The sequence below is a fragment of the Tsukamurella sp. NPDC003166 genome (assembly GCF_040611135.1).
In the GTDB taxonomy this organism is placed as follows: Bacteria; Actinomycetota; Actinomycetes; order Mycobacteriales; family Mycobacteriaceae; genus Tsukamurella.
Window position 1 is genome coordinate 77104 of record NZ_JBEXNL010000017.1, and the last position, 14356, is coordinate 91459.

A 14356-nucleotide genomic window follows, 5' to 3' on the forward strand; every position below is an offset into this window, starting at 1 on the left:
GCAGAGGATAGAGCCGAAAGGGAACAAGCGAGTGTTCAGCCGAATCGCCATCGTGAACCGAGGTGAGGCCGCGATGCGCCTCATCCACGCGGTCCGTGACCTGGCCGCCGAGACCGGGCAGCAGATCGAGACCGTCGCCCTCTACACCGACGTCGACCGCACCGCGACCTTCGTCCGCGAGGCCGACATCGCGTACGACCTGGGACCCGCAGCGGCACGTCCGTACCTGAACTACGAACTGCTCGGCAAGGCCCTGCAGGAGACCGGCGCCGACGCGGCGTGGGTCGGCTGGGGCTTCGTCGCCGAGGATCCCGTCTTCGCGGAGAAGTGCGCCGAGGTCGGCGTGACCTTCGTCGGGCCGAGCCCCGACGCGATGCGCCAGCTGGGCGACAAGATCGGCGCCAAGCTGATCGCCGAGGAGGTCGGCGTTCCCGTCGCGCCGTGGAGCCGCGGACCCGTCGAGACGCTCGAGGACGCCAAGGCCAAGGCGAAGGACATCGGCTACCCGCTCATGCTCAAGGCCACCGCCGGTGGCGGCGGCCGCGGCATCCGCATGGTCGCCTCCGACGCGGACCTCGAGGACGCCTACCTGCGCACCCGCGACGAGGCGGAGCGCGCCTTCGGCAGCGGCGTCGTGTTCCTGGAGCGCCTGGTCACCGGCGCTCGGCACGTCGAGGTCCAGGTGATCTCCGACGGCGAGACCGCCTGGGCGCTCGGCGTCCGCGACTGCTCGGTGCAGCGCCGCAACCAGAAGGTCATCGAGGAGTCCGCCTCGCCGGTGCTCGGTCCCGAGCAGGTTCAGCGGCTCAAGGAGTCCGCCGAGCGGCTCGCGATCAAGGTCGGCTACCGCGGCGCCGCCACCGTCGAGTTCCTGTACCACCCGGGCGACGACCTGCTCGCCTTCCTCGAGGTGAACACCCGCCTGCAGGTGGAGCACCCGATCACGGAGGTCACGAACGACTTCGACCTGGTCCGTGCGCAGCTGCACGTCGCCTCGGGCGGCAAGCTCGACGGTGCGCGTCCGGTCGAGCGCGGGCACGCCATCGAGGCGCGCCTGAACGCCGAGGACCCGGACCGCGACTTCGCGCCCGCGCCGGGCCGCATCGCGCTGCTCGACCTGCCCGCCGGTCCCGGCATCCGCATCGACACCGGCGTCTCGCAGGGTGACACCATCCCGGCCGACTTCGACTCGATGATCGCCAAGGTCATCGCCTACGGCAGCGACCGCGACCAGGCCCTGGGCCGGCTGCGTCGCGCCATGAACGAGACCCGCGTCATCATCGAGGGCGGCGCCACCAACAAGAGCTTCGTCCTCGACCTGCTGAACCAGCCCGAGGTGATCGACGGCAGCGCCGACACCGGGTGGATCGACCGGGTCCGCGGCGAAGGTCGCCTGGTGGCCGACCGCCACACCTCGGTCGCGCTGGCGTCCGCCGCGATCGACGCGTACGAGGACGAGGAGCGCACCGAGCTCACCCGCCTCCTGACCACGGCGTCGGGCGGGCGGCCGCAGGTGCAGCACGAGAGCGGCAACCCCCTCGACTTCAAGCTGCGCGGCGCGAGCTACCGCGTCCGCGTGGCACGGATCGGCGCGCACACCTTCCGCCTGGTCATCGACACCGGCGCGGAGACCCGTACCGCCGACGTCGATCTCGAGCGCTTCGACAACCACACCGGGCAGGCCGTCGTGAACGGCGTCCGGTACCGGCTCACCACCGGCACGCACGGTCCGGTCCACGTGGTCGACGTGGACGGGGTCACCCACCGCGTCAGCCGCGACGAGGGCGGCGTGGTCCGCTCGCCGGCGCCCGCGCTCGTGGTCGCCGTGCCGCTGGCCGTGGGCGACGAGGTCGAGGCGGGCGCGCCGATCCTGGTGCTCGAGTCCATGAAGATGGAGACGGTGCTGCGCGCGCCCTTCTCGGCGCGGCTCAAGGAGTCCTCGGTCACCGTCGGCAGCCAGGTCGAGGCCGGTGCGCCGCTCCTGCGGCTCGAGCCGCTCGGCGACGGCGACGAGGAGGCCGCCGGCAGCGCCGCAGGCCCCATCGATCTTCCTGAGGAGCCCGCGCAGGTGGGTGCCGTCGAGCGCGCGGCCGAGGGCCGCGACGCGCTGCGCAGCCAGCTGCTGGGCTACGACGTCGACCCCGCCGACGAGAGCCGCCTGCTGGACGCCTACCTCATCGACCGCGTGGCCGCCGAGCTGGAGGGCGCGGCTCCGGCGCCGGAGGAGCTGGCGCTGGCCGGCGTCTTCGCCGACCTGGCCGAGCTGGGCCTGCGCCGCTCGGTCGGCGGCGACGACGAGGTGCACAGCCCGCGCGAGCACTTCCACACCTACCTGCGCAGCCTCGATGCGGACCGCGCGGGCCTGCCGGACTCGTACCGCGCGAAGTTGGCGGCCGCGCTCAGCCACTACGGCGTCACCGAGCTCGATCGCACGCCCGAGCTCGAGTCGGCGGTGTTCCGGATCTTCCTCGCGCAGCAGCGCCCGAAGGTCGGCGTCCGCGTGATCACCGCGCTCCTGCGCAAGTGGCTGCGCGAACCGGCACCGTCGGCCGCGACGGGCGGCGACGCGCGCGCCGTACTGGAGCGCCTCATCGACGCGACGCAGTCGCGCTACCCGGTGATCGCCGACCTCGCCCGCGGGGTGGTCTTCGCCTGGTTCGGCCAGCCGCTGCTGCGCGGCAACCGCGAGGCCGTCTACTCGGCGGTGCGGGCGCACCTGACGCACCTCGACCAGAACCCCACGGCCGCCGATCGTGCGGACCGGATCGCGGAGATGGTGCGCAGCACCGAGCCCCTGGTCCTGCTCCTCGGCGAGCGGCTGGCGGGCGATCACCCGACCGACAACGCGGTCATGCTCGAGGTGCTCACCCGCCGCTACTACGGCAACAAGGGGCTGACCGAGGTCCGCACGCAGGACGTCGCGGGCACCGAGTGGGTCGTCGCCGAGCGCGACGGTGCGCTGCTCGCCTCCGCCGCTGTGTCGTACGACGGCCTCAGCGGCGCGGTCGCCGGGCTGGCGCAGGTCGCCGAGGGCGCGGCGTCGGTGGACGCCGACATCTACCTGAGCTGGGAGCAGCAGCCCGACGACCAGGACGAGATGGTGGCCGCGTTCGACAGCGTGCTGTCGGCGCACCCGCTGCCGGCGCAGGTGCGGCGCGTGACGATCACGGTCGCGGGCAGCGGCGGCGCGGTCATGCACCACCACTTCACCTTCCGCGCCGGCGCCAACGGTGTCGTCGAGGACCGCCTGATCCGCGGCCTGCACCCGTACATCGCGCAGCGGATGCAGCTCGAGCGGCTGCGCCGCTTCGACCTGACCCGCCTCACCTCGTCCGACGACGAGGAGGTGTACCTGTACCGCGCCGTCGCCAAGGAGAACCCGGCAGACGACCGCCTGGTCGCCTTCGCCCAGGTCCGCGACCTGGCCGCGGTGCGCGACGCCCAGGAGCGCCTGCTCGCCCTGCCGACGGCCGAGATCGCGCTCGCGACGTGTGTGGACTCGATCCGCCGGGCCCAGGCCGGGCGGCCCAGCGCCAAGCGGCTGCCCACCAACCGGATCGTCATGTACATCTGGCCGCCGGTGGATCTCAGCGACGCCGAGCTCGAGGCTCTTGCCGGGCACATCGAGTCGACCTCGGTGGGCGCGGGCCTCGAGGAGGTGCTGCTCATCGGCCGCCGGCGCGACGCGTCGACGGGTGATCTGGTCAAGACCGAGGTGCGGGTGTCGTTCAGCCCCACCGGTCGTGCGGACCTGCACATCGGCGCCCCCGTCGAGGAGGTCGCCGACGTCGTCGAACCGATCGACGGCTACCGGCAGAAGGTGCTGCGCGCCGCGAGCCGCAACACCGCGTACCCGTACGAGCTCACCTCCGTACTGGGCGATTTCGTCGAGTACGAGCTGGCCGAGGGCGATATCGCCGACGTGCTGGTCCCGACCGACCGGCCGAAGGGCCGCAACACGGCGGGCATCGTCGTGGGCGTGATCTCGACGCCCACTGATCTGCACCCCGAGGGCGTCAAGCGTGTTCTGCTGCTGGGCGATCCGACGAAGTCGCTGGGCGCGCTGGCCGAGGCGGAGTGCCGCCGGATCAGCGCGGCGATCGACCTCGCGCACCGGATGGAGCTGCCGGTCGAGTGGTACGCCCTGTCGGCCGGCGCCCGCATCTCCATGGATTCGGGCACCGAGAACATGGACTGGGTGGCCGCCGCGCTCAAGAAGATCGTCGAGTTCACCCAGCAGGGCGGCGAGATCAACATCGTCTCCGCCGGTATCAACGTGGGCGCGCAGCCGTACTGGAACGCCGAGGCCACGATGCTCATGCACACCAAGGGCGTGCTGATCATGACGCCGGAGTCGGCGATGGTGCTCACCGGCAAGCAGTCGCTGGACTTCTCGGGCGGCGTCTCGGCCGAGGACAACTTCGGCATCGGCGGCTACGACCGGATCATGGGTCCGAACGGCCAGGCGCAGTACTGGGCGGCGGATCTCATGGGCGCGCACTCGATCCTGATGGAGCACTACGCGCACACCTACATCGCCCCCGGCGAGCAGGCCCCGCGCCGCGCCGCCACCACGGACCCGGCCGACCGCGACATCACGGTCTTCCCGCACGTGCTGGCGGACAGCGACTTCACGACGGTCGGCGACATCTTCTCCGCGGAGAAGAACCCGGACCGCAAGAAGCCCTTCGACATCCGCACCGTGATGCGGGCGCTGTCGGACCAGGACCACGAGGTGCTCGAGCGCTGGGCCGGCATGGCCGACGCCGAGACCGCGGTGGTGCAGGACGTGCACATCGGCGGCATCCCGGTCTGCTTGCTCGGTATCGAGTCGAAGTCCGTACCGCGCCTTGGCTTCCCGGCCACGGACGGCCCGGACACGTACACGGCCGGCACGTTGTTCCCGCAGTCGTCGAAAAAGGCGGCCCGCGCGATCAACGGCGCCAGCGACAACCGTCCGCTGGTGGTGCTCGCGAACCTGTCGGGCTTCGACGGCTCGCCCGAGTCGCTGCGCAAGCTGCAGCTGGAGTACGGCGCGGAGATCGGCCGGGCGATCGTCAACTTCTCCGGCCCGATCGTGTTCTGCGTGATCTCGCGCTACCACGGCGGCGCGTTCGTGGTGTTCAGCAAGCAGCTGAACCCGAACATGACCGTGCTGGCCATCGAGGGCTCGTTCGCCTCGGTGCTCGGCGGTGCCCCCGCCGCGGCAGTGGTGTTCTCCGGTGAGGTCAACGCCCGCACTGCCGGCGACGACCGGGTCACCGAGCTCGAGGCGCAGGTGGGCGAGGCCACCGGCACCGAGCGCGCCGCGCTGCTGGCCGAGCTCGACGAGGTGCGCGGCTCCGTTCGCGCCGAGAAGCTGGGCGAGGTCGCCTCCGAGTTCGACGGGGTGCACAGCATCCGCCGCGCCGTCGAGGTCGGCTCCGTCGACGAGATCATCGCCGCCGCCGACCTGCGCCCGAAGATCATCGCGGTGATCGAGGCCGCGCAGTAGGTTCCTCCGTACGCACGAAGGGCACCGTCGGGATTCCCGACGGTGCCCTCCTGCGTTCCCGCCCCGCCGTCGCGCCGCACCTGGCGCGCCCGCGTCGGCGCTGCCGCAGTGGGTTCCCGCGGGAGTTTCCGCTTCGATCGAGGGTTGCAACCCGATGTTCGGTGAAGAGTCCCCGCGGGAACCGTCCGCCCCGAGGATCCGAGGCATGCAGAACTGTCACCGATGTCCTGAGACATGACAGCGCGTATGTCGCTCTCTCGGATCCTGACCGGTTCGGACACGCCGTCCGAACTGGACGGAATCCGAGTGCCGAGCGAACGACAACCCTATCCGCGCCCAACCGCCCACCGACGCATCCGGGCCCGCGCCCCTCGCCCAGGCCCGCGGGCCCCGCCCTAGTCCGGCACCTTCGAAGCGACCTACAGCGCGAGGTCGCGCCCGATGATCTCCTTCATGATCTCGGAGGAGCCCGCCCAGATGCGGGTGACGCGGGCGTCCATCCACGCGCGGGCGGCGCGGTATTCGCGCATGTAGCCGTAGCCGCCGTGCAGCTGCACGCAGGAGTCCAGCACCTTGTTCTGGATCTCGGCGGAGATGTACTTGACCTTCGCGGCGTCCACGGCGGTGAGCGTGCCCTCGGCGTGCGCGACGACGGCCTGGTCCACGTAGGCCTGCGCCATCTCGATCTGGGTCACCAGGTCGGCCAGCAGGAACTTGTTGTGTTGGAACGAGCCGATGGACGCGCCGAAGGCCTTGCGCTCGCGGGCGTACTCGATGGTCTCGGCCAGGATCTGCTTGGCGTGCGCCACGTTGCCCACCGCGGAGCCGATGCGCTCCTGCGGCAGCTTCTCCATCATGTGGTAGAAACCGCGGTCGACCTCGCCGATCAGGGCGCTCGCGGGCACCCGCAGGTCGGAGTAGAAGAGCTCCGCGGTGTCGGCCTCGGGCTGGCCCACCTTGTCGAGCTTGCGGCCCCGCTCGAAGCCGGGCAGCGAGCAGTCCACGGCGAACAGCGAGATGCCGCGCGCCTTGGCGTCCGGGTTCGTCTTGGCGGCGATCACCGCGACGTCGCAGGTGTAGCCGTTGGTGATGAAGGTCTTGGAGCCGTTGAGGATCCAATCGTCGCCGCTGCGCACGGCGGTCGACTTGATCCCGGCCAGGTCGGATCCGGCGGAGGGCTCGGTCATGCCGATCGCCGCGACGGCCTCACCGGCGGCGATCGCCGGCAGCCACTGCTGCTTCGCCTCGTCGGTGCCCAACCGCACGATGTACGGCGTGGTGATGTCGAAGTCGATGCCCACCGAGCTGGCGAAGGCCATCGACACCGCCGCGAGCTCCTCCTGGGCCACCGCGTTGAACCGGTAGTCGCCGGCCTCACCGCCGCCGTAGGACTCGGGGATCTCCAGGCCCAGAACGCCCTGCTCGCCGAGGCCGCGCCACACGTCCCGGGCGATCAGCTTGTCGTCGATGTACTGCTCGGCGTGCGGCAGCACCTGCTTCTGCAGGTAGTCGCGCACGGCGGAGCCGAATTGCAGGTGGTCGTCGGTGTAGACGGTGCGTTCCAAGGCTGAAGTCCTCTCAGAGTTTCAGGTCGCGGCGCAGCTTGGCGACGTGGCCGGTGGCGCGCACGTTGTACTGCGCCACCTCGATGTTCCCCTCCGCGTCGATGACGAACGTCGACCTGATCACGCCCGTCACGGTCTTGCCGTACATCATCTTCTCACCGAAGGCCCCGTACGCGGTAAGCACCTGCTTATCCGGGTCGGAGAGGAGCGGGAACGTCAGGCCGTCGCGCTCGACGAACTTCTTCAGCTTCTCCGGCTTGTCGGGGGAGATGCCCAGGACGGTGAGCCCGGCGTCCGCGAAATCCGAGAGGTTGTCGCGGAAATCGCACGCCTGCTTGGTGCAGCCGGGCGTCATCGCCGCCGGGTAGAAGTAGAGGACAACTCGCTGGCCACGGTAGTCGGAGAGCGATACGGGGTTATCGTCCTGGTCGGGCAGGGTGAACGACGGTGCCGGATCGCCCGGCTGCAGGCGCGTGGAAGTATTCATGCCGGTAACCGTAGCGGTCACGGCGACCCGGGACGAGGGGGCCGCGCGAGGCGGCGCACCGTCGGGCCTAGCGGCGGTAGCCGTTCGACAGGCCGACCAGAAGCTCTGCGACCAGGGGGTTCGGCGTCGCGTCGGTGCGCAGCACCGCGGAGACGGGCAGCGTGAACCCGGGTGCCGGCCGGCTCGCGATGCCGGGCTGGCGCGGGTCCTCGTAGAGGAGGGTCCAGCCCTCGGGGTGGTTGACCAGCTCGAAGGCGACGGGGTGCGCGTCGCGGATCTCCGGCCCGAGCAGCACCTCGAGCCCCTCGGCCGCGAACACCTTCGCGACCAGGCGGTGCAGGAGCACCTGCCGGTCCGCGGGCGGGAGCAGCAGGGGGTACTGCGCCAGTTCCCGGGGCGACGGTGCGCGGCCGAGTGCGGTCAGGGGGTGCCGCGTGGAGAAGGCGACGACGGGGTTGTCCACCCACAGCGGCTCGAGGTACAGGCCCGGCTCGTCCAGCCGTCCGCGGATCAGTGCGAGGTCCGCCTCGCCGGACTTGACCGCGGCGATGCGCTGCGCGAAGGGCTTGAGGAGGAAGTCGATCTCCGCGCCGGGGTGCCGCTCCCGGACCGCCGCGGTCGCGGCGAGCGCCGAGTGCGCGAAGGACATGTTCGCGGCGAGCCGGATCCGGTCGGGCCGGGGGCGCACCGCGTCGACGGCCTCGTCGCGCAGCCGGAGCAGCTCGCGGGCGCGGGGGAGCAGCGCGTCGCCGGCGGCGGTGAGGGTGACCCGGCGCCCGGCGCGTTCGAACAGCTCCGCGCCGAGCTCCTTCTCCAACGTGGCGATCTGATGGCTCACGGCCGACTGCGAGACGAAGCACTGCTTGGCCGCGCGGGAGAAGCCGCCGTGGTCGGCGACGGCGACGAGGTACTCGAGCTGGCGGAACTCCATACCGCCATTCTATGAACAGAACAGATCGACAGCATCGTCAGGGAGGCGATCTACCAGGTTGAAGCGCAGGAACTCATGCACCAACCTGGTAGTAGACAACGACGTCTTGAAGGAGGAGATGATCATGCGCAACACCCACGTCGTGGTGATCGGCTCGGGATTCGGTGGCCTCGCCGCCGCGAAGCAGCTCGCGAAGTCGGACATCGAGACCACGCTGATCTCGGCGAACGGCACCCACCTCTTCCAGCCCCTGCTGTACCAGGTGGCCACCGGCGTCACCGCGGGCGAGCGCATCGCGCCGCCCATCGCGGACGTGCTCCGCGGTCGGCGCACCGTCGACGCGATCACCGGTTACGTCACCGAGGTCGATGCCGAGCGCAAGGTGGTCACCTACGCCACCGCCGACGGCATCGAGCAGATCGGCTACACCTACCTCATCGTCGCCGCGGGCGCCGCGCAGGCGTACTTCGGCCACGACGAGTGGGCCGACCGCACCTTCGCCCTCAAGACCCTCGAGGACGCCGAGACTCTCCGGACACGGCTGCGCGCCGCCTTCGACGCCCCCGCCGAGAGCCCCGCGCGCACCGTCGTGGTGGTCGGCGCCGGCGCCACGGGCGTCGAGGTCGCGGGCCAGGTCGCCGAGCTCGCCCGGCGCTTCCACGACGACGCGCAGGTCCGCATCCACCTGGTCGAGGGCGCCGACGACGTGCTGCCCTTCTACGGCGGCACCCTCTCGGGCTACACCCGGGCCGCGCTGGAGAAGGCGGGTGTCACGGTGCACACCGGCACGTTCGTCACCGCGATCGAGGACGACGTCGTCACCGTCAAGGACACGGCGGGCGCCGAGCGCGAGATCGCCGCGGGCACCGTCGTCTGGTCGGCCGGCGTCAAGGCCACACCGCTCGCCGGGGTGATCGCCGAGGCCACGGGCTGCGAGACCGACCGCGCGGGCCGCCTGCTCATCAACCGTGACCTGACGGTCGGTGGCCGTGCGGACGTCTTCGCGCTCGGCGACATGACCAGCTTGAACGGGCTGCCCGGCCAGAGCCCCGTCGCGATGCAGCAGGGCCGGCACGCCGCCGACGTGATCCGCGGGAAGAAGGGTCCGGGTACGCACTTCCGCTACCTCGACAAGGGCAGCATGGCGATGATCGATACCCCGCACGCCGTGCTCCAGCCGCCGATGGGCCTGCCGGGCATGACCGGCGTCCTCGCGTGGGCCGGCTGGCTGGCCGTGCACCTCTACTACCTGGCGGGCATGGGCAACCGCGTCGCGGTCCTCGTCGATTGGCTGCGCGCTTTCGTCGGCACGGCCCGTCCGGGCTTCGACGGTGCGCCGACGGTCACCGTCGAACCCGTTACCGCGGACGCGGCCGAGGCGCTACCCGGTCTTCGCGTTGCCGGCGCGCCAGACGTCCCACGGGACGTTCCAGTCGCCTAGCCCGTCGTTGCCCTCGAGGGTCGGGGCGATGGTGTCGGTGACCTTGACGATGTCGCCCCGGCGCGTGTTCTGGAGGAACCAGAGCGCGTTGTCGGGGCTGACGTTGAGGCAGCCGTGGCTCGCGTTGCTCACGCCCTGCTGGCTGATCGACCACGGGGCGCTGTGCACGTAGATGCCGCTGTAGGACATCTGGGTCGCGTAGTCCACGAGGGTGCGGTATCCGTTGGCGGAGTTGACCGGAACGCCGTACGTGGACGAGTCCATGATCATCTGATCGCGGTGGTCGCCGATCATGTAGATCCCGTTGGGGGTGGCGTTGTTCGGCTCGCCCATCGAGGTGGGCATCGTCTTGACCAGCTTGCCGTTGCGGCTGATCCGGACGATCTTGTCCTTGTCGGAGACGGTGGCGATCACCTCATCGCCGATGGTGAACTTGGTCGACGCGTCCTTCTGGCCGAAGGTGCCGTTGCCGAGGTCCACGCCGTAGATCTTCACGTCCACGCTGACCTTGGTGCCGGGCTTGAAGTAGTTCTGCGGCCGCCAGCGCACCTCGGTCGGGCTGATCCAGTAGAAGGCGCCCTCGACCGGCGGCTCGGTGACGACGGTGATGGCGCGCTGCGCGGCGACCCGGTCCTTGATCGCCTCGTCGAACTTCACGCCGACGGTCTGCCCCACGCCCACCACCGTCTCGCCGACGGTGCTGAAGTACGCCTGGGTCTGGTTGTTCGGCGACTGCGTGCTGAAGGTCTCGTTGGCCACGTTCACGCCGCCGACGCCGTTGGCCTCCGCGCGCAGCGTGTACTGCTTGTTGTAGCCGAGCACCTCCGAGTTGCTCCAGGAGCGGCCGTCGTCGCTGAGCTTGCCGGCCACCTCCTTGCCGTCCGGGTTGGTCATCACGACCTTGGTGAGGGTGCCGCCGTTGGCCGTGATCTTGACCGGAAGGCCGGGCTGCACGTCGACCGCGCCGTTCTTGACGCTCGAGGTGATCTGCGGGCGCAGCAGGTCGAAGAAGGGCGTCGAGTCGGTGATCTTCTGGCTCGCGTCCGGCAGCGGCATCGCGTCGTTCGCCGAGGTCGTGCAGCTCGCGACCAGGGCGGCGGTGACGGCCGTTGCGACCACCACCGTCAGGGCACGACGGGACACGACGGGGCGGATGCGCATGCTTCTTCACTCCAGGAGGCTGTCGACGGGGTCGGCACGACCGATTGCTCCTGATTCTACCGGGGTCCGCGCGGGTCGGGGCGGTACGGTGCGGGGGTGAGCGACGACGGTGACCGGCGCGGGTCCGGTGCGCGGCCGAAAGGGGCCGTGGGGCGACAAGGGCTACAACAAGCTGGCCCTGGGCAGCGCTCTCGGGGTGGCCCTCGGTGCCGTGGTCGGGGTGGCGCTCGGCAACGGGACGATGGGCATCGTGATCGGTCTGGCGTTGGGCATCGCCCTCGCCGGGGCGTTCGGCTACCGGTCCGGCGGGGACGACGGTGACGGCACGGACTGAGCCGGTCGGCCTGCGGTAGCCCGGCCGGCAGGGGAGTCGTGGGGGAGCCTGGGGAGAACGCTGCGGGCGACAGGTGAGGTGGTTGCTCCCCAGGCTCGATCGAAGAATAACTTACTGAGACTAATAGTTTAAGGTTCAGATCGTGTGATCTCGAACGGTCGCCGGGCGATTGTGCGAGGAGTTGTCGACGCCGGTTAGTCCTGTTGCCAAGTGCATCCGCCGGACGGGGCCGACGCCGAGTTGGCGCACGAGCCGGTGCCCCGCGATGTCGGTGATGCTCACCGTCCGAGTCTGGGGGCGCCGAGACGACAGTTGGGTAGGGCTGCAGGTCAGAAGCCTCTGCCTCGAATGCGCGCAACAGCAGCCGGGAAGCGGCCTGCGATGTTGCCTCGGACGACGTTCGGTATCCCCAATACGCTGCCGCAGCGTACAAGACCAGGGCCTGCCGCGATTGAGGGGCGATTGCCATGGGGCTGACGGTACTGGGGCGGATTGGGGTCAGGCCCCGACCTCTCGAGGTCGGTGGACTTCCCCCGGCATGAAGCTCGGCACCGGCTGCCCGCCGCAGTCGTGGAGTTACGCCTCTACATCGTGGCCCGTTTTTCCTCCCGTAGCCGAGGCTGACCTCGTCGCGAGCTGTCGCTCTTGTGTCATGTTCAGGGCAGTCGAGTCTTAGGCCGGGAGGCCAAGGCGATCCGTGCCGAGGTGCGGTGGCGGGGACCGGGCGGGAGTCCGATTCTGTCGACTGAACGGGTGAACCTTGTGCGAACAGCGATCGCGACCCAGGACGGCTGCTACTTTCATTGCGTGCACAAGTGGGGATTCCGGAGCCGCTCTACCCGTGGGGTTGTGTCTGCCACCCCGGCCAGACAGCTGGCCGGTGACCCTGCCGCCGCGAAATCGGCGGCAAACGAGCACCTTCGTCTCGTGCTTCTATGTCAGAGAGAAGTGCGATCGACGGATGAGGTGCTCTCGAGATTTTGGAGCATCCTCAGTCCCGCGTTCGAATCGTTGGAGGAATGCACCCGCACGGCAGAGAGGTGTTTTCATGCCGGTGCTTATAGTGCGTTCTGGCAGGCAATCGAGGAATCTGGAGTACATCTCAGCTTGATCACCGACAATCTTGACGGATTTCAATTTGCAATTCATGCTCGAGCTCGAATGGATCGTCGCCTCGCAACGGAACTAAATGAACCCACAACAGAGTCGCCTGTGTCGATGGCGATGGTTTCGGACATCGCGATTGGGGCCAGGTCGGCGTCTGACCGAATTGATAGACTGGTTGCGCGAGCTCAAACTGATTTCAAGTTCGCCGCCATCTATGAGCAGCGCAGAGCGAACGCAATTCTGATCGCCGGGTTCAATGATCTAGGTGCCGCGATTCATTCACTCTCGGATACGCTGTCGAGCAAACTTGATGAGGTGATTCGGTCGATCGATGGTGCTTCGTACCGAGCTGACCTGGCGTCGAACCGTGCAAGCGAACGCTCGTTGGAGGCGAACATGATGCTGGACAATATCCAACATCGCCAGCCTCGCTAACACGCACCATTGTGGAAGACCTCGGCGGTGTCAATTCCTGTAGGGAACAGTGCTGGCGAGGAATAGTTTCTTCGGAAATTCGGTGGGGTGTCCTGTTCAGTCCGACTCCACTGGTGGTGCGTATGTTGACCGGAGTGAGGTAGGGAGAGATGCCCTCGTAAGCAGGTAGGGAATGTTGAGTGCGACGCCTTGATCCAACCACTCGGGAGAGGCGTCAGCGGGCTACTGGCTAAGGGCGCCGTGTCGGGCAGATCACTGCGAGGCCCCGGAGTTCGGATACCGGCTCCTCACTGACGAGGCCGAGGCGGCAGGCCGTCGATATGTGGCCGGACGGCGTGGCAGATTTGCTGCGCCAACGGCTGGTGGTCGAGCTTCGGGAAGAAGCGCGGCAAGGGCGGCAAGAAGCCCGGGCCGCCGGTGCACGATGACCTGGTCGAACGCGACTTCACCGCTGAGTCCCGAACGGGTTGTGGCTGACGGATATCACCGAGCACTGGACCGACGAGGGCAAGCTCTACCTGTGCGCGATCAAGGACGCCTGCTCGGGGCGGATCGTCGGCTTCAGCATCGACTCCCCGGTAAAGCGGCTCTTCAAGCTTGAGCGGACAGTCCCTGGTCAGAGGCGCGGCGTGTCGGTGACGTGAGGAGCCCCTGGTCTCCGGAAATCTGGATGTTGCGACACATTCCGATTTCGGTGAGGAGTACCAGGGGCATGAGCGCGCGTACTTCGTTGTTGCTGGGCCTGGAAGGTCTGCAGGTCACGAGCGTTTCGGCGCTGCCGGACAGGACGCGGCTGGTGGAGGTGATCAACTGTGATTCGAAGGCTGCCGCGTGCCCGTCATGTGGTGTCGTCTCGACCTTCGTCAAGGATCATGCGGTCACGTATCCACGCGATCTGCGCTATGGGGATGATCCAATCCGATTGCGCTGGCGGAAGACTCGATACCGATGCCGCAACGATGCGTGTGATCGGGCGACGTTCACTGACCGGATCAGTGAGGTTCCGGCGCGGCGCCGGACCACCACCCGGTTGCGCACCCAGATCGGGCGGGACATCGGCGAGAACGCCCGGTCGGTGGTCGAGGTCGCGGCAGCAGCGGGCGTGTCGTGGCCGACCGCGCATGCCGCGTTCGTCGAGCACGCAGAGCAGGTACTGGCCGCGCCGGCACCCGTGCGCGTGCTGGGGATCGACGAGACCCGCCGCGGCAAGCCCCGCTGGGTCCGTGACGCGACTGGTCGGCGGTGGGTGCGGGTTGATCGTGGGACACCGGGTTCGTCGATATCAGCGGCGATCAGGGCTTGTTAGCCTCGATCTTTCATGAGGTGGCCGTCCCGTCCTGATCGGTTTCGGATTGGTGTTTTCGGGCGCGGTTCGGGATTGTGGGCATGGCGTTGCGGCCC

At 69.0% G+C, this 14356-nt stretch carries 10 protein-coding genes and 1 pseudogene; 6 read left to right on the top strand and 5 right to left on the bottom strand.

From position 1 onward, the window contains the following. Positions 1-31: 31 nt before the first annotated feature. Entirely contained in the window at positions 32-5494 is a 5463-nt protein-coding gene (locus ABZX10_RS17965; RefSeq protein WP_355542815.1) for a carboxyl transferase domain-containing protein, read from the top strand. A 419-nt stretch (positions 5495-5913) separates the two neighbouring features. On the opposite strand, the gene ABZX10_RS17970 is transcribed toward ABZX10_RS17965, so the two are convergent. The 3 genes from ABZX10_RS17970 to ABZX10_RS17980 form a co-directional block, all read right to left on the bottom strand. Beyond that, positions 5914-7059, bottom strand: coding sequence for an acyl-CoA dehydrogenase family protein (locus tag ABZX10_RS17970; protein WP_355542818.1), 1146 nt, complete (start codon positions 7057-7059; stop codon positions 5914-5916). Between the two features lie 13 nt (positions 7060-7072). Beyond that, complete coding sequence (gene bcp / locus ABZX10_RS17975; protein WP_355542821.1) at positions 7073-7546, bottom strand: thioredoxin-dependent thiol peroxidase; 474 nt, start codon at positions 7544-7546, stop codon at positions 7073-7075. Between the two features lie 67 nt (positions 7547-7613). Continuing rightward, complete coding sequence (locus tag ABZX10_RS17980; protein WP_355542824.1) at positions 7614-8477, bottom strand: LysR family transcriptional regulator; 864 nt, start codon at positions 8475-8477, stop codon at positions 7614-7616. 124 nt (positions 8478-8601) lie between these two features. On the opposite strand from ABZX10_RS17980, the gene ABZX10_RS17985 reads away from it, so the two are divergent. Next, positions 8602-9918 (top strand): NAD(P)/FAD-dependent oxidoreductase, encoded by a 1317-nt coding sequence (locus ABZX10_RS17985; RefSeq protein ID WP_355542827.1) that lies wholly within the window; start codon positions 8602-8604, stop codon positions 9916-9918. Here ABZX10_RS17985 and ABZX10_RS17990 read toward each other — a convergent pair. After that, a complete protein-coding gene (locus tag ABZX10_RS17990) occupies positions 9859-11079 on the bottom strand; it encodes an Ig-like domain-containing protein (protein ID WP_355542830.1) in 1221 nt (406 codons plus the stop codon). The two genes, ABZX10_RS17985 and ABZX10_RS17990, sit on opposite strands and share 60 nt — an antisense overlap. A 109-nt stretch (positions 11080-11188) precedes the next feature. Here ABZX10_RS17990 and ABZX10_RS17995 point away from each other — a divergent pair, with 109 nt between their 5' ends. Further along, positions 11189-11413 (top strand): hypothetical protein, encoded by a 225-nt coding sequence (locus ABZX10_RS17995; protein ID WP_355542833.1) that lies wholly within the window; start codon positions 11189-11191, stop codon positions 11411-11413. Positions 11414-11548: 135 nt separating this feature from the next. Here ABZX10_RS17995 and ABZX10_RS18000 read toward each other — a convergent pair whose 3' ends face one another. Then, complete coding sequence (locus ABZX10_RS18000; RefSeq protein WP_355542836.1) at positions 11549-11695, bottom strand: hypothetical protein; 147 nt, start codon at positions 11693-11695, stop codon at positions 11549-11551. Between the two features lie 567 nt (positions 11696-12262). On the opposite strand from ABZX10_RS18000, the gene ABZX10_RS18005 reads away from it, so the two are divergent. From ABZX10_RS18005 to ABZX10_RS18015, 3 genes and pseudogenes are all read left to right on the top strand, one after another. Continuing rightward, positions 12263-12955, top strand: a complete 693-nt coding sequence (locus ABZX10_RS18005; RefSeq protein WP_355542839.1) for a hypothetical protein — start codon at positions 12263-12265, stop codon at positions 12953-12955. A 253-nt stretch (positions 12956-13208) separates the two neighbouring features. Further along, a pseudogene (locus tag ABZX10_RS18010) lies at positions 13209-13570 on the top strand (IS3 family transposase); the annotation flags it as partial. 97 nt (positions 13571-13667) lie between these two features. Beyond that, positions 13668-14261 carry a transposase family protein gene (locus tag ABZX10_RS18015; protein ID WP_355542842.1) on the top strand — a complete coding sequence of 198 codons (594 nt, stop codon included), beginning with the start codon at positions 13668-13670 and terminating at the stop codon, positions 14259-14261. Positions 14262-14356 lie beyond the last annotated feature (95 nt).